An 18,364-nucleotide genomic window follows, 5' to 3' on the forward strand; every position below is an offset into this window, starting at 1 on the left:
CCGCGACACGAGATCCCTTCAGTGCGGAGTGCGATCGTTGGCGAAGATTTCCGTCTCGCATGTTCCGTTCCCGCGGTAGCGGACGACCTTGGCGAACAGGCCATCGTAGAGGTAGTCCGCCAGGGTGGCCCACTGTGGCTTGGCGTCACTGTAGGCGCCAGCGGTACCGACGCTCGCCAGCGCCACGCCTGCAAGCTCGTCCAGCGTGACGATTCCATCGTCATTCGTGTCTCCCGCGGCGAAGGCATCGAAGCGAAAGCTCGCTTCGTCCGCGGCGAGGTGGTCCGCGAACAAGACCGCACCGTTCACGTCCAGGTCCACGGTGGTGGTTTGCTCGCGAGCGACGCTCACGCCGACCACCTTCTTGCCATCGATGGTCACCTGGCAGGTGGAGTAGTCGATACGGCGCCGGTAGCTCCAGGCAAAGGTCTTCTCGACTTGATCGCGCCGAGCACGCCCCTCTACGGCGATGCTGATGCCCGCATCCGTTACGTACGGGTCGCTGCCGGGGGTGCGCATGGCGGTGCGGTCCGCCGCCGTGACGCCTGCGCCCAGAACGGAGTCCTCCCAGGGGCTCGACAGCTCGAAGTCGAAGTCGCACTGCCCATAGGCGAACACCAGGTTCACGTCCTGCGGGCCACCGCGCGCCATGTCCAACACGCGGTTGTAGGTCGGGTCCGAGTAGCCGATGCAGGCGTCGCCCTCGACCGACGCATGGCCCAAGGACACCAAGAAGCGATCGAACGTGACGTGCCAGCCGTCGGCCGTGTCGACCCCGCTGGTCAGCGCGTCATCCGCGGTGGCCACGACGTGCAGCTCCCCGGGGGGAGGGCGCGTGTCCTTTGGCAGACAGGCCGAGGACGAGAGAGCGAGCACGAACAGCAACCTGCGGAACATCAGAACCCTGCCTCCACGCCCAAGCTGGGGATCGTGACGGGACCGATCTCCTGATCGGCACCGCCGCTGTAGGAAGCGAACGTCTCCTTGTGCAGCGTGGCGTTCAGCACTTCGAGCACGCCGCTGATCCACGCACGCTCGCCCAGCCGCCAGCGTTTCTCGAGGCGCAGGTCCAGGCGATAGAACGCAGGGCTCCGCTCCGGGTGTCGGGGCCGCGGCGCGACGATCAGGCCATTTTGCGGCGATGTCTTGGGCGTGCCGGTGTAGAACACCAGCCGCGTGCCTGCACGCCAGCGTTTGCCCAGGTCGTACGCCACGGCCGCGTTGGCGACGTGGGTTCGATCGAACGCGCTGGGGAATTGCTCGCGTCCGGAGCTTCGAATGGACCGCGAGAGGGTGTACGACAGGAAGCCGCCGAGCTTCTTGGTGAGCGAACGGCGGATCATCAGCTCGAGCCCCGTGGCCGAGCCCATGCTGCGGTCCTTTTCCGTGAGATCGATCTCCCCCGAAGAGCCGCTGAGGGTGTCGGTCATGTCGAAGAACGCGTTGTGGAACGCGGTGGCGCTCAGCATGGTCTCCTCGGGCAAGTCCACCTCGACGCCGGCGCTGGTCTGGAAGCTCGTCTGCAGACCTTGGTCGAGCGTGCCGGGAACCAACCCCGGCACTGGAATGATGAACGACGGCGGCTGATGGGCAATGCCGTAGGCGTGAACGATGCGGAAGTCGTCCGTGACACGAAAGCGCGCCGCAATACGCGGATCCACGCCGACGCGAGCGGCGCCTCCGGAAGAGTAGAGGTCGAGCCGCAGGCCTGGCGTCACCTCGATGTCCGGCGTGACTTGCACGATGGCGTCGAGCCAGCCGCCCAAGGCCAGGTCGCGTCGCTCCGGAAACAAGTCGTTGCGGCGCTTCACCTCCGGATCCACCGGGTCGTCGTAGGCGAGCTCGGTGCTGCCGAACACGTCCAGAGTGACGTCGGCGCCGCCGCGCACGGTGAGATCTTCGTCCACCCGATGGCGCACCTCCACGCGTGAGGCGACCATCCTGTCGAGGCCGTTGCGCTGCTGGGCGATGCGCGTTTGATCGAAGCCCAGGGTGACCGCGTAGCGCACCGTGCTGTCGGTGCCGAAGTCGTGATCGTAGCGCAAGTCTGCTCGGTAGAACTCCGAACCGAAGAGGACATCGAGCACTTCGTTCTTGCGCTCGCCCAGGAGGTCGTAAGAGCCGAAGCTGAACACGCTCACGTGATCGCGCGGCGTCAGGTCGTAGCTCAACCGGGCCTGGTAGTCGCGGTAGTCGAGGGCCACGTCTCCCGCGATCAAGGAGAGAATCGCCGCGGTGTAGGAGTAGCGTCCGCCGAGCAGCACGGTTCCGCGACCGTTTGCAAACCCGCCCTCCACGAAGCCGCCGACGTCGAACACGCGCAGGTTCCCCTCGCCGTGCAGGTCGCTGCGCGGCGCCGTCGTCTCCCCGCTCACGATGCCGCCCGCGAAGCGCCCGAAGCGCGCGGGATAGCCACCGGGGTAGAGGTCGACCCGTTCCACCATGCCGGGCTGCACTACCGAGGGCCCAAGGCCAATGTGATAGAGGTAGGGAACTCGGACGCCGTCCAGGTAGTAGCCCACGTTGCCCGGCGGCGCGCCGCGAACGTAGAAGAACGGCACGCCGGAGGCGATGGGGGTCACTCCCGGCAGCGCCTCTATCGCACGAAATGGATCGCCGAAGGTACCGGGCAGCTGACGCACTTCTGCGCGGGAGAAGGACTTCACCTCTGGCGCGAGGCGCTTGCCGCGCACCACGACTTCGAGGGGCTTCGCTTCGGGAGTGGGCGCCCGTGGGGCGACGACCGCGGGCGGCTCTTCCTCCGGCGTCTGCACTACTACCGGGGCCTTGAACCGCACCTGGAAGGGGATGATGGCCGAGACGGCTTGGCCATCTTTCTTGGCGGGCGAGAAACGCCAGGTTCTGGCGGCTGCCCGTGCGGTGGACGCGAACGGTTCGGCGCCGCTCACGACCTTGACCGCGGTCACGGTGCCGCGATCGTCCAACGTGAGCTCGAGCTCCACGGTTGCGTCGCCCTGGCCGGCATCCGGGTAATCGACGTGCGTCGGCGCCGTCGGGCGTGGCCGCTCGACCGTCTGTGCGGAGGCGAGCCCCGCCCACGTCAGCACACAGGCGGCAACGCGGAGCTTGGGGAGCTTCAACAACTGCCCGACGTGCAGTTTCCGGTGCAGGTGGCGGAGGCGCCTTTCTCGCATGTGATGTCACAGGCGGTCGCTGCGCCGGTACAGTCGAGTGAGCACTTCGAGTTACCGTCGCACAGCAGGCTACAACCGCCGCCCGAGCAGGTGTGGGCGCAGGTCGCGTCGATGTCGCAGTCGAAGTTGCAGCTGCCGCCTGGGCAGTCGAAGTTGCACTGCGCGCCGTCGCTGCAATCGAGGTTGCAGTTGCCCCCGGTACAGTCCGCTTGGCAGGCGCCGCCCAAGCACTCGGCTTGGGAACAGCCACTGGTGCCGCAGTCGAGGGTACAGGTCGGGCTGGTGTCGCATTGACAAGGCCCCGCCGTGCAGTCGACGGTGTTGCCGCCCGAGCCGGCGGCGCCTCCCGCCCCGCTGGTTGCGGCGGCGCCCGCCGTTCCCCCGGCGGCGCCGTTGTCCTTCGAGCTGCTACCGCAGCCGATGAGCGCCAAACCTGCTCCCAAGACGATCCTGCTCGTTCGCATCAGCAGGTAGTGCCCGCCCAGCGCGAATCCTTCGCAGATCAGCCGCGTCGAGCCCGTGACATGAGCCCGAAAAGCACGGGTAGCACCAAGAGCACGGCGGGAACCGTCAATACCAGGCCGGCGATGATGGCGACGGCCAACGGCATGAGCATCGCGGAGCCCTGGCCCACGCCGAGGGCCAGCGGCAACAGGGCCAGGATGGCGGCCAGGGCGGTCATGGCGATGGGACGAAACCGGAGGCGCCCTGCTTCGACCAACGCCTCGAACCGGCTCTCGCCCTGTTCGGACTCCAAGAGCTGACTCATGTAGAAGATGGACGCTTCCGCGGAGATGCCGACGATCATGGTGAGGCCCACCATGCTGGTGATGTTGAGCTCGATACCGGTCAGCCACAGCGCTGGAAACACTGCGCTCGCCGCCAGCGCCGCAACGGTCAGGATCGCTAGCGGAGCCGCGAAGCGCTCGTACAGATACAAGAGCAGCGCGAAGACGAGCAGCGCCGCCGCCAACAGCACCACGACAAGACCGCGGAAGGACTCCTGCTGAATCTTGTAGAGACCGCCGTAGTCGACGTACACGTTGCCGGGCAGTTCCGCCGCGCCGACCGCACGCTTCACGTCACGCATCACGGAGCCCATGTCCCTACCGGAGATGCGTGCGGTGACCGCCACCATCGTCTTGAGGTTCTCGCGCGTGATCTGTGGCTGCCCCGTGGTCGTGGTCAGCGTGGCGACGCGCCCGAGCCGCACGCGGGTGCCCGCGGCGGTGAGCAGTGGGAGCTGCCGTATCCGTTCGATCCGGTCTCGCGCTGCGGGCTGGCTCCAGACACGGATGCCGACCATCTTCTCCTGGCGCTGCACTTCCGTAGTGATCGTTCCATCGAGCGCGACGCGTGCCAAGCGGGTGACCTCGTCAGGATCCAGGCCGAGCATCTCGGCCTTCAGTCGATCGACGCGAACCTCCACTGCGTCTCCCGCGAGCACCACGCCGCTCTTCACGTCGACCACGCCGTCGATCTTCCCGATGCGCTCCGCTACGTTCTCCGCTTGCTTGCCAAGCTCGTCGCTGTCCGCACCGAAGAGCTTCACCTCGATGGGTTGGGGGACGGCCGTGAGATCTCCGATCAAGTCCTCCATCAGTTGAGGTAGCTCGACCTCCAGTCCTGGAACCTGCTGCTCGATGCGCTGGCGTACGTCATCCATGACCTCCTCGATGGGACGGCGAGGCAATGGTTTGAGGCGCACGAAGTAGTCGCCCTCGTTTGCTTCCGTGATCGCACCACCCAGCTGCAGCCCGGTACGACGCGAGTAGGACTCCACCTCCGGCGTTGCGGAGAGGAGCTTCTCCACCTGCCGCAGGCGGCGATCGGTCTCGGCGAGGGAGGTGCCGGAGGGTGCTCGATAGTCGATGACGAAGCCCCCCTCGTCCATCGCTGGCATGAACCCGGTGCCTACCTGGCGATATGCGAAGACCGCCAACGCAACGAGCGGGACCACCAGGGCCAGCAGCCACACCGGTCGCAGAAGCAACGCCCGGAGGAGACCCTCGTACCGCGCCAGGACTGGTCCGAAGATCCTTCCGACGTCTTCCCTCCGTGCGTCGCGCTCGCCCAACAGCCAGCGGGACAGCGCGGGCACCGCGAACAGCGCGAACAGATAGGAGATGACCAGAGCGCTCACCATGGTGAGCGCCAGCGCCTTGAAGAATGCGCCCGTGACGCCGCCCAGAAACGCGAGGGGGATGAACACGACGATGGTCGCCAGCGACGAGCCGGTGAGGGATGCCGTCATCTCTCGCGCCGCTGCGAGCACGGAGGTTGGTTTGCCGGTTTCGCGCAATCTCCGGATGGCGTGCTCCACCATCACGATGCTGTCGTCCAGGATCAGACCCACCGCGGCGGCCATCCCGCCCAGGGTCATGATGTCGAGGCGCTGTCCGCTGGCGTACAGCACCAGCAGGGTGATGGCCAACACCACCGGAGCGCAGGTGGTCGCGGCGACGGTCACGCGAAAGCTTCGCAGAAACAGCCACAGCACACCGATGGCCAGTGCCACGCCGATCAACGCAGCGTCGCGCAGCGAACCCATGGCTTGGGTCACGAGCTGGCTCTGGTCGTACCAGGTGCTGATGACCAGATCGTCCGGTGCGCTGCTTTGATAATCGGCCAGCGCGCGGTCGATGTCGCGTTGTATTTGGACGGTGTTTCCGTCCATCTGTTGGTAGACGTTGAGCAACACGGCATCGCTGCCGTCGGCCACCACTCGGGTCCACTGTGGGGCTTCGGCATCCTGGATGCTCGCCACGTCGTCGAGCAACACCACGCCGCTTTCGCTCTTCTGTACGACGACCTTGCCCAGCGCGGAAAGATCCGGAAACTGCGTGTTGGAGAGCAGCAGGTAGAGCTTCTCGTTTTGCTCCAGGCGGCCAATCGCTTCCACTACGTTCGCTGCAGAAACCGCGCGTACGACTTCCTCGAGAGTGACCCCGGAGGCGTCGAGCTTGGCGGGATCGACGAGCACCTGGATCTCTTCCGTGCGGCCGCCGATCACGCCGATGTTCGCCACGCCGCGGATCGTCGAAAGTCGCGGCCTGAGGTCGTAGAGGGCGCGGTCTCGCAGCTCGACCAATGAGCGCTTGTCGGAGCGAAGACTGAGCCCGATGACCGGAAACACGGTGGGGTCCATGCGCCGCACCTCGTATGACGTGCCGGGCGGTAACGAGGGGAGCACGCGGGCGATGGCGGACTCCACCATCAGCGTGCGGGAGATCATGTCGGTGCCCCAATCGAAATTGACGGCGATGTCGCAGGACCCTCGACTGGAAGTGGAGCGAATGTCACGCACGTCCTGGACGGAGCGGATGGCCTCCTCCAGCGGCCGCGTGACCTCCACCACCATACGGTCGGCAGGGCGATCCCCCGCGTCGACGGAAACCACCACCCGAGGGAACGTGGCCCGTGGGAACAGCCCGACCGGGAGCATGAAGTACGCGCCGATCCCTCCGCCGGCGAGCACCAAGAACAAGAACACCAGCGAGCGCCGGTGCCGATCGAGCCAGGCGGCAAAGCTCATCGTGGGCCGTTGGTGACGCGAACCGCCATGCCGTTGCTCAAGCTGCTCCGCCCCGTGGTCACGACGGTGCTGCCCACGGTCAGCCCCTTCTGGACTTCCACGCGATCCTCGTCCTCGATGCCGAGGGAGAGCGGCGTGAAGTGCGCGTGGCCCTGGTCGATGACGAATACGCCGTGCTTGCCGTCGCGTTCCAACAGCGCCTCGCGCGGGGCCCAGAGAGCGTTCTCACGAGCCGCGAGCACGACCGTCGCCCGAACCGCCACACCTGCTGCCAGCCAGCGCTGCGCTTCCGGTATGTGGATCAAGCCTTCGACCAGTTGCGTCTTGGCATCGACCACGCGATGCAGCGTGGATAGCGTCGCCTGCGCCGGCTTGTCGTTGGGGTTGCCGAATACCGGGGTCAAACGCACCGGCAGGCCTTCGTGTAGGTCCGCCAAGTCCTCCACCTCGAACCCCGCGCGTACGGACATCGAGTCGCGCGCTGCGAGCACGACGCCGGCCTGTCCTGCTTGCACCAAGTCCCCGCGCTGCACCAACACCCTGGCGACGACTCCGTCGCTCTCGGCGCGCATGCGTGCGCCTCCAGCGCCTCCACCCCCCAAGCCGCGCAGCGTCGCCTTGGCCGCAGCCACTTGCTTCTGGGCGGCCTCGAGATCTCGATTGGTGGAGAGCTTCTCGTCCACCAAGTGCTGGACGCGCCTCAACTCGCGTTCGGCGAAGTCCACGTCTATCGTCGCTTGCTGCACCTCCGGGGCGCCTCGGGGCACGCCGCCCACCTGGAGCAGCAAGTCACCCTTGGCCACGACCTGGCCCGCGACCACCGGAACCCGGGTCACCTGACCGGGTTTCACGAAAGACAGCGTTCGCTGGCGATCGGCAGCAAACTCCACGGTGCCGTAGCTGACGATCGCGCGCTCGACTCTCCCGCGCTCGATCTTGGCAGCGGAGACCGCAGCGCTCACCTCGCGGCGGGTGGGGTTGCCGTCCCCCTCTGCGTGGCACGCCGAGAGGCCGAGGCCAACCAGGACCAAGATCGCGCGTTTCACCCGGTACCCCCGCAGCTGTTGGTGGCCGTGATGCGAGCTTCCGCCAGCGCCTGGGATAGCGCTGCCTCTTGGAGCTTCTGCTCGAGCAGCGCCGCGCGCACCGTTTGATACTCGAGCTGACTCAAGTTCCCTTCCGCGACGGCCGCTTGCTCCTTGCTCTCGATGGCTTCCAGAGACGGAATCGCTGCTCGCACCGCGGGCAGTTGCTTCGCGATGAGAGTGGAGAACCGCGAGAGTCGGTCGATGTCCACCCGGGTGGCGATCACTCTCGCGTCGTACTCTCGCATCAAGCGAGTGCGTGTGGCCTCCGCCGACGCGACCTGAGCCTGATTTCGGTCGAACACGGGCAGCTCCACGCTCACGAAGGCACCCACGAAGCTCAGGGGCGTTTCGTCTCGCTGATAGCTGATACCAACATTGACGGCAGGAAACTGGTCGAGAACGGCGGCGCGCGTCGCCTCGTCCTGGGATCGATACCCGTAGCGCAGCGCGCGGATGTCGATGCGCCGGGTCAAGCACTCGCTGACGCTCGGAAAAGAGCCGCCTGCCAGCTTCGGATCCTGCGGTGTCTCCACCTGGATGCGCTCGAGATTGGGCTCTCCGAGCAGAGCAATCAGGTCACTCTCGCTCGTGAGCTCGGTCTGCTCGAGCTCGTTGACGGTGCGGCGCACGTTCTCCACGGCGGCGACCTGCACACCCACCTGGTCGATGGTCTGGTCGCCGGCAACGCTCGCCTTCTTCATGCTATCGGCAGCGTGCGTCTGGAAGTCGAGCTCCTCGCGCGCAAGCTTCAAGCGGCGCCGGAGCCAACCCAACCGGACGACGAGCAGACGAGCTTGGCCCGCGACGACCCACTCCTGCCACGCGATGCCGAGATCGATCTGGGTCACGCCGGCCTTGGCCGCGCTGCGCTTGGCGCCACGCGCGACGAAGGGCTTCAGCGCCATTTCCAGCGAGACGGACCAGGCGTTGGAAGCGCCGGCAGAGTTGACGCCAAAGGGATGGTCGAAGGAGCCGGAGAGCACGGGGTTCGGCAGGATGCCCGCCGCCACGACTTGAGCCTGCGCTTCTCCCCGTGAGCTCCGCAGCGCGATCAGGTCGGGGTTGCGCAGCACCGCGATCACGGCTGCCTCGTCCGGCCCGAGCCCATCGGCCAGGTCCACGCGAAGCTCGCCTCGTGTGGCGCCATCGAGCGAGACACGCAGCGGAGCCACACGCGGCGGACGCGTCGTAGCGCTGGGCGTCGTGGGCAGCGGCTCAGGTCGATAGGAAGCACAACCGGTGCACAAGACGAGCAGCAGGATGGTGGCGTCGCGCGGCAACGGCGGAAGCCTAACCAGCAGCGGCGCTCCCTGCAATTCGCCAACATTGGTCGCGGGCCGTCTTGTGTCCGAGCGACGCGAAGGAATTCCATTCGGCGGGCACTCACGTCCCGACCGCAATCAACCCTGATGAACTTGCTTCGAGGCGTCGTGCCGTTGCTGATTGCGGTGGGTCTCTAAAATGAGCCTGCCCACGCTCGCCTTCGGTACTGACGGACTTGCACAAGGCCGCCGTGCGTGGGCAGCAGCTCGCGCGTGACGCGCCTTTGGGGAGTTGCAATGCGCAATCTACGTGGAGCCATCGTTGGCTACGGATTCATCGCGGAGAAGGGACATGCGCCCGCCTATCGTGCGACGGAAAGGGCCGGGCTAGGGCTCGAGATCGTTGCCATCGCCGATGGTTGCCCGGCACGGCGCGACAAGGCGGCGCAGGACTTCCCTGACGCGCGCATCTACGCGGATCACGCGACGCTTCTGTCACGTGAAGTGGAGCTCGACTTCGTCGATGTCTCGACTCCGCCGAGCTCTCACGCCGAAGTGTCCATCGCTGCGCTCGAACGTGGTCTCCACGTGCTCTGCGAGAAACCCTTGGCGACGTCCTTTGCGGACGCAGCACGAATGGCGGCGCACGCGTCTCGCGTGGGGCGCGTGCTGCTTCCCTGCCACAACTACAAGCATGCTCCGGTGGTTCGCGCGGTGGATTCTGCGCTGGCAAGCGGGGTGATCGGCGAAGTTCAACTGGTCACGATGCAGACGTTTCGCAACACGCACGCGCGTGGCACGGCGGAATGGCGGCCGGATTGGCGGCGTGAGCGGGCCATTGCAGGGGGCGGCATCGGCATGGACCACGGACCGCACACGTTCTATCTCGCCTTCGATTGGTTGGGAGCGTATCCCACGTCCATCACGGCCAAGACCTCGGCGCTATCCGGGCGTGACACGGAAGACAACCTCAGCTGCACGATCACGTTCCCGCACGCCTTGGTCAACGCCCACCTGACATGGACCGCAGGCGTACGCCGTGTGATCTACACCCTTCACGGACCTCGTGGTGCGATCGTGGTGGAAGACGACGACGTCCAGATCACCCTCTCTCACCAACAGGCCGGCGGCGGAATCGAATGGGAGACGGTGCGGCAGAGCGTTTCCTCTTCCTGGATGGATGCCAGCCACGTGTCGTGGTTCTCCTCTCTGCTCGAGCAGTTTGCGCTCACCATTGAGCGGAACGAGTACGTCAGCAAGGAAACGACGGATGCCGTTCGCAGCATCGAGTTGATCGAGGCGGCCTACGCCTCCGCCGCGCGCAACTCGATCGACGTCCCCTTGGGGCAAGCACGGCCGCAGGCCGTCACCGTTGGTCCAATGCTCGCGCTGGAGCAGGGATGAACGATCTGGCCATTTCGATTGGCCTGTTCGGTGTGGCGGGGACTGCGGCGCTTGCGTACCTCGGGCGGGCTGTTTTCGCGGGACGCTTGCGCTCCGCGCGCATCGAGCGCGGAGGCTCCAGTTGGTTGCTCGGACGCGACGTTCAGGAAGTGGGCTACTTCGCATTGCAGCCCTTCGCAGGCGCTTGCGTTCGTCTGGGCGTGGGTGCGAACGCCATCACCGGCCTGTCGCTGGTGCTGGGAGCGGCCGCTGGCGTCGCGATCGCGCTCGGCCACCTCGGCTTGGCGGGGGTTCTCGCGGCCCTGTCGTTTCTCGGCGACGCCCTGGACGGAATGGTGGCCCGCGCATCCGGCACGGCCAGCAACGCGGGCGAGCTCCTGGATGCCGTCGTCGATCGCCTGGTCGAGTTCTTCTTGTTCGCGGGGATCTACTACTACCTTGCCTATACCCGCATCGGCTCGAGCTTGACGCTGCTCGCCCTGCTCGGCTCGTTCATGGTCAGCCACACCACGGCCGAGGCCGAGAGGCTGGGCGTGGACGCCCCGCGTGGCCTCATGCGACGCGCCGAGCGCGCCGTGTACATGACGGTGGGCGTCAGTGCGGTTCCAATCGCTCATTGGCTTGCCGCGCGAGCTGGCGCCTCGGTCTGGATCGGCGACCTTCCCCTGTTCATTTCCCTCGGACTGGTCGGCATCATCTCCAATGTGTCGACGGTGCTCAGGGTACGCGCGGTGGCCCGGAGCGAATCGGAGAGCGAACGGGACTCGAAGAAGGTCGTCGCTACCAACGGGCTTTCGCTCCGACTGCTGGGTCGACACCAAGTCGCAGCCATCGTCGCGACGTGCATCGATTTCGGGACCATGGTCGCGCTCGTGGAGCTCCTCTCTGTCCCCCCGGAGCTGGCAACGGCCGTTGGAGCGGTCGTCGGAGGGCTGACCAACTTCTTCATGGGCCGGCGCTGGGTTTTCTCTGCAGAGTCGGGTGCTCTTCCCAGGCAGGCACTGCGCTACGCGTTGGTCTCACTGGCGAGCGCGGGCTGGAACACGCTGGGTGAATACGTCGTCGTTCGCGCCCTCGGGGTCCAGTACCTGCTCGGGCGCATAGCAGTGGCCGTGTGCGTCAGCATCGGCTGGAACTTCCCGCTGCACCGGAGCTTCGTCTTCGGCGAGGCCAAGGAACAAACCACATGACGCCATCCCATCCGGCGGACCAACACATCCATCTGAGAACGGAAGTCCCGGGACCCAAGAGCAAGCAGCTGAGAGCCAGAGAAGACGCGCACTTCGCGCCGGGGCTTCAGGCCTACGCAACGATGGCCGGCGTGGTCGTCGACCACGCCCGGGGCAGCGCGATCACGGACGTGGACGGAAACACGTTTCTCGACTTCATCGGCGGCATTGGGGTCAACGCGCTGGGTCACGCTCATCCTCGCGTGGTGAACGCGATCCAGGAGCAGGTCGCTCGAGTGTCCGTGGGCTCACTCACTTCGCGCGCGAGGGTAGAGCTCGGCGAGCTCGTGGCCCGGCGAACCCCGAGCGGTCTACACCGACTTCAGCTCTATTCGAGTGGCGCCGAAGCCGTCGAGAGCGCGCTGCGGCTGGCCAAGTCTCACACCAAGAAGCACGAGCTCGTCTCGTTCTCGGGCGGGTTTCACGGCAAGACGATGGGGGCGCTCTCCTTGATGGGCTCGTCGTTCAAGCGGCAGCTCGGGCCCATGGTCCCGGGCAGCCACATAGTGCCCTACGCCGACTGCTACCGCTGCCCGCTCTCCCTCCAGCATCCGAGTTGTGGGCTCGCCTGCGTGGAACAAGGTCGCAAGCAGCTGGCCGTGAGCTCGACCGGTTCGGTCGCGGCGTTCATCGTGGAACCCATGCAGGGAACGGCGGGCAATGTGGTGCCGCCGGAGGACTTCCTTCCAGCGGTGCTCGAGCTGGCCCGCGAGCACGACGCGCTGTTGATTGCGGACGAGATGATCACGGGGTTTGGTCGCACAGGGCGCTTTTGGGGCGTCGAGCATTCCGGTGTCGCTCCGGACATCGTCACCGTGGGCAAGGCCTTCGGGGGCGGCTTTCCGCTGTCGGGGATCCTCACCAGCGACGCCATCAGCATCGCCAAACCATGGTCCGTGCCGTCCGGATCATCCTCCAGCTACGGCGGGAATCCTCTGGGCGCTGCTGCCGGCGTTGCCGCAATCACTGCCATCGAGGAGGAACGCCTGGTGGAGAATTCGCGAATGGTGGGAGAGCACATGCTGCGAGAGCTCTCCGAGTTCGTCGAACGCTACCCGTTCGTGGGCCAAGTGCGTGGTCGCGGGCTCTTTTTGGGGATGGATCTCGTGCGCGACAAACGCACGAAGGAACCACTGGCGCGAGCCACGACGACGCGCATGTTCCAGGAGTGCGTGCGTCGCGGACTCTTGAGCATGGTGTACGCATCGAGATTCCGTATCCAACCGGCCATCAACATCGACACCAAGACTGCCGACAACGGCATCGCGGTGCTGCGCGAGGTGTTCGACTGGACGCTGGACAAGGGATTCTGGCGAGACTGATGCGCCTTTGGCGGCACATGCGCGGGCTGTGGCCGCGCCATACGCTGCTGCCGCCACTCATCTTCGTGGTGGCGGCCGTCGTGGCGTATGTGCGCGGCGTGCTTCGCTGGGACCACATCGCCATCGTCGTCCTGGTAGCTGCGCTCGCATACACCAACCGCACCACGAAGCGGCTGTGCATCGGCCTCTATCCCATCGGGTTGGTGGCGGTGCTCTACGATGCCATGAAGAGCATCCAGAACGTCGGTGTGACGCCCGAGCGGGTACATCTGTGTGGTCTGCGCGCCACCGAGATCCGATGGTTCGGGATCACCATGGACGGTTCGCGCACGACCGTGCACGATTGGCTGCAGGCCCACGCGACGCTGCCTCTGGACGTGCTGTGCTCCATTCCCTACGGCACGTTCATCTTCGCGTCGCTCGCCGCCGCCGTGTACCTGTACTTCCGAGATTTCGCGGCCATGCAGCGCTTCATGTGGACGTTCTTCCTGATGAACGTGATGGGCTTCCTGACCTATCATCTGTATCCGGCCGCGCCGCCTTGGTACTACCACGCGCACGGGTGTACGGTGGACATGCTGGCGCGCCCGAGCGAAGGGCCGAACCTCGCTCGTGTGGACCAGTTCCTGGGCGTTCACTACTTTGCCGCGATGTACGGGCGCTCGAGCGACGTGTTCGGCGCGATTCCTTCGCTGCACGTCGCATACCCACTGCTCATTGCTCTGGAAACGTGGCGCCACGTGAGTCGGCCGCTTCGCGTAACCACCGTCGCGTACTCCGTCTTGATGGCCTTTGCGGCGATCTACCTCGACCACCACTGGATCATCGACGCACTCGTCGGCGTCGCGTACTGCCTCATTGCCGTTCTGGTGGTGCGCAGCGTTCAGCGCTGGCATGCGACCAATCTCGCGAAGGAATCTCGACTCTCGGGCACTCATGGAGCCGAGTGGGGAGAAAGCGCCAGCGAATCGAAATGAGAAGTTGCTACACGGGACTACTGCTACTGCTGTGTGCAGGTTGTGCGTCCGAGCCGAAGCCGGAGATCCGAACCGTTCCCGATGCACTCGCGAAGATCGAGGCTGCCGCCGAGGACGCCTACGATGCGGCGGTGGCGAGCGACGTTGGCACGGTCAGCACGGATGCCACGGCGATCTCCGAATCCTGGGCGGGTTTCAGGGCGCAGGCGGCTTCGGACGGGGCGCAGGATGTGGACTTGCAGGCCATGGATTCGGCCGTGTCCGGCCTGACGGACGCCGTGGCGAACCCGAGCTCCGACGTGGAGCTCGCACGCACCGCGAATGCCGTGAGCGATCCCATCGCACGCCTCTATGCGGTGTACAAGCCGACGGTGCCAGCGACGTTGAACGAGCTCGACTACCTCGGGCGTGAGGTCGCCTTGGACGGAATGCAGCCGGATCTCGCTAGAGCCAGCCAGGACATCGATCGCGTCGATGCGGTGTGGGCTCCCTTCCGAGGCACGGTCGCTTCCACCGGCAGCGAGAAGGACGCCCAAACCTTCGACGACTCCATCACCGCCGAGCGCTCGGCAGCGGACGCTCAAGACGCTGCGTTGCTGGTGCAGAAGGCCAATGCTCAGCTCGACGAGGTCGACGTCTTGGAGCAGATCTTCGTGAAGGCCGCGCAGGCAGACGCGCCGGACTGACGCTATTCGGCCGTTTCTTCGATCTGCACGTCCACCTTGCAGGGCTTCTTGATCGCGAGCTTGTGCTTGAGCTTGTGAGACAGCACGCAGATCGGAATCGTGCCCTGAGTGCTGCCGTCCGGCGCGGTGATGGTCACGGCGCCGTCGGGCTCCAGCACCGCCACGAAGCGCGCGCGTCCTCCGGGCACGCTGCTACAGCCTTCCACCAGGCCCGTGATCGTCTCCTTGGCCTGTTTCGGCTGCAGCTTGGCGGGGCAGTCCACCAGCATCACGGAGCTTTCCACGATCGTAACGGTGGGCTTGGCAGCGGGAGGCGGGGGTTGAATCACGGGCGTTGGCGATGCCGCCCCCGTGGCGCGATCCGGCGCCGCCGCGCAACCCGAAAGCAGCGCCAGACCCAACAGCCATCCCCAGACGACGTTCACGCCCGCATGATGTCAGGCGACGGCGAAATGAAAAGACAGTAGTTCCGCCGGCGCATAGCATCTTGGTATGCGCTCCAAGTCTCGTGCTCTGGTCCTCGCTTCTGCTGTGGTTCTCGTGTTTGCTCATGCCTGCGGCGGGGACGAAGGCGGCGTTGCGGGGGGCAGCGGCGCCAGCTCCGGAACCGGAGGCGGCGCTGGCAGCGACAGCGGCAGCGGCGGCAGCGCGGGGGACGCGGGGCCGATCATCGACTCGTCCACGCCGCAGGTCGAGTCGCTCACCATAGAGCCCGCGAGCGTCACCATCGACGTGACGAACGGCAGCTCCACGCCGGTAGCGCTCAAGGCCATCGCCCACTACGCCGGCGGCACCACGGCGCCGGTGCAAGCGGACTGGTCCTTCGATCGCGTCGATCTCGGTATTGTCTCCGGCTCCGGCAGCCTATCCGCGCACGGCACCAAGGGCGGCACCGGCACCGTCACTGCGACCGTGGGCTCTCAGAGCGCCACCGCCGGGGCAACCATCAACCTGCACTTCGATGACAACTCCGCGAACCTCTCGCAGGCCGATCAGGACAAGTTCAAGACGCCGGACGCCAACCCCAGCGGCACGTTCCTCTACCCCTACGACGAGACGGTGTTCGCCCGCGGCATCTTGCCGCCGGAGCTGATGTGGAGCGACGGCGCTGCGGGGGACGCCTACAAGATCGAGATCGTCGACAAGAACGTCACGCTCACCAGCTACGTGAACGCGGACCCGCCCAGCCGCTACCTGATGGACAAGAAGTGGTGGGAAGCGCTTACGGAGAGCAGCGACGGTAGCCCGGTGTCCGTCAAGGTGCAGCGCCTCGATGGCGGCGGCGTCGCGCATCAACCGATGGCCGAGACCTGGAGCATCGCCCCCGGCAGTCTGCGCGGCAGCATCTACTATTGGGCCGTAAACACCGGTACGCTGATGAAGATCGCCCCGGGAGCCGGCAGTCCCGTGCCCGTGTTCGATCCCGGTCCCGCGGATCAGCTCGGCACCCCGGCGCCCGCCAACTACAACAACACCACGCCGCCGTGGGAGAGCGGCGGCAACAACAAGCGCTGCGTGGCCTGTCACACGGTGAGCAAGGACGGCTCCACGATAGCCACCGTGTTCGAGAAGAAGGGATCCACTGCGAGCCCCTGGGGCACGGTGGATCTGACCCAGAGCACGCCCAGCGTCACCCAGATCACGGCGTACGATTCCACGACCATCTACCTCGCCATCACGCCGGACGGCGCGTACGTCGTGCACAACGATCTGAACATGACGATGCACCTGACGGACGCGAAGACCGGCGCGCCCATCGCGTCCGCGCTGGACGCCACCTCGGCCGTTGCGGATCCCGCGTTTTCCCCCGACGGCAAGCGCATGGCCTTCTCCAGCAACGTGGTGGGCAGCTACCCCGTGGAGTTCAACAAGGCGGATCTCGACGTGTTCGATTTCGACGCCGCCACGCAGACCTTCCAGAACCGCCAGACCATCGTCCCGGGCGGCGGGCAAGCCATCGCGTTCCCGAGTTTTTCCCCGGATTCGAAGTGGATCTTCTATCAGAAGGGCGACTACAGCCGCGCCAAGTACGGCGCCGGTGGCAACATGACCGGTCACGACGAGCTGTACGTGACGGACGTGGCCAAGCAGGTCGGCGAGCTCAAGCTCTCCGCCGCCAGCGGTTCCACCCTCGCTCCGCGCAATCAACAACGTAGCTATCAACCGACGGTCAATCCCATCTCCGTGGGTGGCTACGTCTGGGTCGTGTTCGTGAGCCCCCGTGACTACGGCAACCGCATGCTCTCCACTACGGATGCCACCACCGAGAACCGCAAGCAGCTGTGGGTCGCCGCCGTGGACGTGAACCCCACGCCGGGCAAGGACCCGAGCCACCCCGCCTTCTGGCTACCCGGGCAGGACATCGACACCGTCAACATGAGCGGCTACTGGGCGCTCGAGCCCTGCAAGCAAGAGGGCACTTCGTGCGACGACGGCTACGAGTGTTGCACCGGGTTCTGTCGCGATCAGGGCAACGGTACCTTCGCCTGCGTGCCGCCGCCCACGAACGAGTGCGCCAAGATCGGCGAGAAGTGCACCACCGCTGCGGATTGCTGCAAGCCGCCCTCGAACGTCGAGTGCATCGGTGGCTTCTGTGCCTCGCCGGGCCCTGCTTGATGCGAAGGGATGTTGGTCCGGCGCGATGCCCGTCGCGCCGCGTGCTTCCGCGGCGGACCGACACCCTTTCTCAAAGACAAACGTCGTAGAGCCCGCGGTAGTCGGCGAAATGGCCCTTGAAAGTGCCGCCGCCGGCGGGGCGGAGCTCCACGCCGTTCACGGAGAAGTACAGCTCCACGTCGGTCTCCACGTACATGCCGTCGGGTGACACGGTCAGTGCCACGTCGGGGCAATTCGCCGGATCCACAACGGTGCCCTTGCCCAACGGATCGAACGGCCGAAGCGGGACGGCGTAGCGCGCGTCGTTGCCGTTCCGCTTTTCGAAGCTCACGTACTGCCAGGCGAAGTCCTGCTGGCCGCTGAAGCGGTAGTACACGCGGGCGTCGAGGGTCTGCCACAGATCGGGATTGTCCCAGTCGGTGACGCCTTGTTTCCATACGTCGAAGGTGAGCTCGGCGATGGTGGCGCGCTGTCGCGCCCAGGTGTCGAAGGTGAAGCCTTGCGCCAGCGGAACGCGATCCCAGTCGCAGGCCTGGCCACCGTTGCAGGTCCAGCGCGAGACCACGCTGGCGGCGTTGCCCATCCAGCCGGGCGCATTGGCAGGAAGGCCGACGCTGAAGTGGTAGTTCTGCCCGAAGTTGGAGTCGTAAGCGTTGCAGCCCCAGACGTTGCTGTTCTGGAACCAGACTTCGAGATCTCCGCTTTCGGTCAGCGGGATGCTGGGCTCGATCACGCTGCCGGTTGGCGAGTGACCGGCGACGAGGGTGCTCTCCACGGCGCCACCGTTGAAACGGTAGAAGGCCGTGATGGACCACGCCGGGCCGCCGGAGAGCTCGCCCCGACACTGAGGCAGGCGCGTGATGTCGTAGCTGATGGCGGCGCTGTCGTTCTGGGCCAGGGTGCCGCTTACGGTCTCGCCCCAACTTCCGTCGAACTCGAGCTCGGCGCCGCCCCCGGACCAGCTCGCGGCTACGGGGGCCCTGCCTCCGTTGGGCTCCGAACCGCAGCCAGCCAGAGACAACAGGGTGAGAGCCAGGAAGAGACGACGCATGGGGAGCACCTCCGAACGGCGCGCACCCACTACGCCCTA

14 protein-coding genes are annotated in these 18,364 nt (G+C 66.0%); 6 read left to right on the forward strand and 8 right to left on the reverse strand.

All coding sequences use genetic code 11. The features are described from left to right. Positions 1–18 precede the first annotated feature (18 nt). From H6717_23460 to H6717_23485, 6 genes are read right to left on the reverse strand one after another with little or no spacing between them, the layout of a single operon-like run. On the reverse strand, positions 19–897 hold the full coding sequence (locus H6717_23460; protein MCB9580004.1) for a hypothetical protein: 879 nt from the start codon (positions 895–897) through the stop codon (positions 19–21). Then, positions 897–3,104 (reverse strand): TonB family protein, encoded by a 2,208-nt coding sequence (locus tag H6717_23465; protein MCB9580005.1) that lies wholly within the window; start codon positions 3,102–3,104, stop codon positions 897–899. Before H6717_23465 ends, H6717_23460 begins: the two co-directional genes overlap by 1 nt. Beyond that, entirely contained in the window at positions 3,098–3,619 is a 522-nt protein-coding gene (locus tag H6717_23470) for a hypothetical protein (protein MCB9580006.1), read from the reverse strand. Before H6717_23470 ends, H6717_23465 begins: the two co-directional genes overlap by 7 nt. A 38-nt stretch (positions 3,620–3,657) precedes the next feature. Beyond that, the gene (locus H6717_23475; GenBank protein ID MCB9580007.1) at positions 3,658–6,690 is read right to left on the reverse strand and encodes an efflux RND transporter permease subunit; all 3,033 of its coding nucleotides are present in this window, start codon (positions 6,688–6,690) and stop codon (positions 3,658–3,660) included. Next, the gene (locus H6717_23480; protein MCB9580008.1) at positions 6,687–7,736 is read right to left on the reverse strand and encodes an efflux RND transporter periplasmic adaptor subunit; all 1,050 of its coding nucleotides are present in this window, start codon (positions 7,734–7,736) and stop codon (positions 6,687–6,689) included. Before H6717_23480 ends, H6717_23475 begins: the two co-directional genes overlap by 4 nt. Further along, a complete protein-coding gene (locus H6717_23485; GenBank protein MCB9580009.1) occupies positions 7,733–9,058 on the reverse strand; it encodes a TolC family protein in 1,326 nt (441 codons plus the stop codon). Before H6717_23485 ends, H6717_23480 begins: the two co-directional genes overlap by 4 nt. A 279-nt stretch (positions 9,059–9,337) precedes the next feature. Here H6717_23485 and H6717_23490 point away from each other — a divergent pair, with 279 nt between their 5' ends. The 5 genes from H6717_23490 to H6717_23510 are packed head-to-tail and all read left to right on the forward strand — an operon-like array spanning position 9,338 to position 14,658. After that, complete coding sequence (locus tag H6717_23490; protein ID MCB9580010.1) at positions 9,338–10,444, forward strand: Gfo/Idh/MocA family oxidoreductase; 1,107 nt, start codon at positions 9,338–9,340, stop codon at positions 10,442–10,444. Continuing rightward, positions 10,441–11,634, forward strand: coding sequence for a GtrA family protein (locus tag H6717_23495; GenBank protein MCB9580011.1), 1,194 nt, complete (start codon positions 10,441–10,443; stop codon positions 11,632–11,634). Before H6717_23490 ends, H6717_23495 begins: the two co-directional genes overlap by 4 nt. After that, on the forward strand, positions 11,631–12,995 hold the full coding sequence (locus H6717_23500) for an aspartate aminotransferase family protein (GenBank protein ID MCB9580012.1): 1,365 nt from the start codon (positions 11,631–11,633) through the stop codon (positions 12,993–12,995). Before H6717_23495 ends, H6717_23500 begins: the two co-directional genes overlap by 4 nt. Next, a complete protein-coding gene (locus H6717_23505; protein MCB9580013.1) occupies positions 12,995–13,972 on the forward strand; it encodes an inositol phosphorylceramide synthase in 978 nt (325 codons plus the stop codon). The genes H6717_23500 and H6717_23505 overlap by 1 nt, the downstream gene beginning before the upstream one ends. Continuing rightward, positions 13,969–14,658 carry a hypothetical protein gene (locus tag H6717_23510; protein ID MCB9580014.1) on the forward strand — a complete coding sequence of 230 codons (690 nt, stop codon included), beginning with the start codon at positions 13,969–13,971 and terminating at the stop codon, positions 14,656–14,658. Before H6717_23505 ends, H6717_23510 begins: the two co-directional genes overlap by 4 nt. 2 nt (positions 14,659–14,660) lie before the next feature. On the opposite strand, the gene H6717_23515 is transcribed toward H6717_23510, so the two are convergent. Beyond that, a complete protein-coding gene (locus H6717_23515) occupies positions 14,661–15,083 on the reverse strand; it encodes a hypothetical protein (protein MCB9580015.1) in 423 nt (140 codons plus the stop codon). Between the two features lie 67 nt (positions 15,084–15,150). Between H6717_23515 and H6717_23520 the strand changes: the two genes are divergently transcribed. Beyond that, positions 15,151–17,274, forward strand: a complete 2,124-nt coding sequence (locus H6717_23520; protein ID MCB9580016.1) for a PD40 domain-containing protein — start codon at positions 15,151–15,153, stop codon at positions 17,272–17,274. A gap of 70 nt (positions 17,275–17,344) precedes the next feature. Here H6717_23520 and H6717_23525 read toward each other — a convergent pair whose 3' ends face one another. Further along, a complete protein-coding gene (locus tag H6717_23525; protein MCB9580017.1) occupies positions 17,345–18,325 on the reverse strand; it encodes a hypothetical protein in 981 nt (326 codons plus the stop codon). Positions 18,326–18,364 lie beyond the last annotated feature (39 nt).

This window comes from Polyangiaceae bacterium, from assembly GCA_020633235.1.
Lineage (GTDB): Bacteria > Myxococcota_A > Polyangia > Polyangiales > Polyangiaceae > JACKEA01.

Bases quoted from the DNA above. Each gene is read 5' to 3' on its own strand.
- H6717_23470 (MCB9580006.1), bottom strand. From the start codon at position 3,619: ATGCGAACGAGCAGGATCGTCTTGGGAGCAGGTTTGGCGCTCATCGGC.
- H6717_23500 (MCB9580012.1), top strand. From the start codon at position 11,631: ATGACGCCATCCCATCCGGCGGACCAACACATCCATCTGAGAACGGAA.
- H6717_23510 (MCB9580014.1), top strand. From the start codon at position 13,969: ATGAGAAGTTGCTACACGGGACTACTGCTACTGCTGTGTGCAGGTTGT.
- H6717_23460 (MCB9580004.1), bottom strand. From the start codon at position 897: ATGTTCCGCAGGTTGCTGTTCGTGCTCGCTCTCTCGTCCTCGGCCTGT.
- H6717_23495 (MCB9580011.1), top strand. From the start codon at position 10,441: ATGAACGATCTGGCCATTTCGATTGGCCTGTTCGGTGTGGCGGGGACT.
- H6717_23490 (MCB9580010.1), top strand. From the start codon at position 9,338: ATGCGCAATCTACGTGGAGCCATCGTTGGCTACGGATTCATCGCGGAG.
- H6717_23520 (MCB9580016.1), top strand. From the start codon at position 15,151: ATGCGCTCCAAGTCTCGTGCTCTGGTCCTCGCTTCTGCTGTGGTTCTC.
- H6717_23505 (MCB9580013.1), top strand. From the start codon at position 12,995: ATGCGCCTTTGGCGGCACATGCGCGGGCTGTGGCCGCGCCATACGCTG.
- H6717_23525 (MCB9580017.1), bottom strand. From the start codon at position 18,325: ATGCGTCGTCTCTTCCTGGCTCTCACCCTGTTGTCTCTGGCTGGCTGC.
- H6717_23475 (MCB9580007.1), bottom strand. From the start codon at position 6,690: ATGAGCTTTGCCGCCTGGCTCGATCGGCACCGGCGCTCGCTGGTGTTC.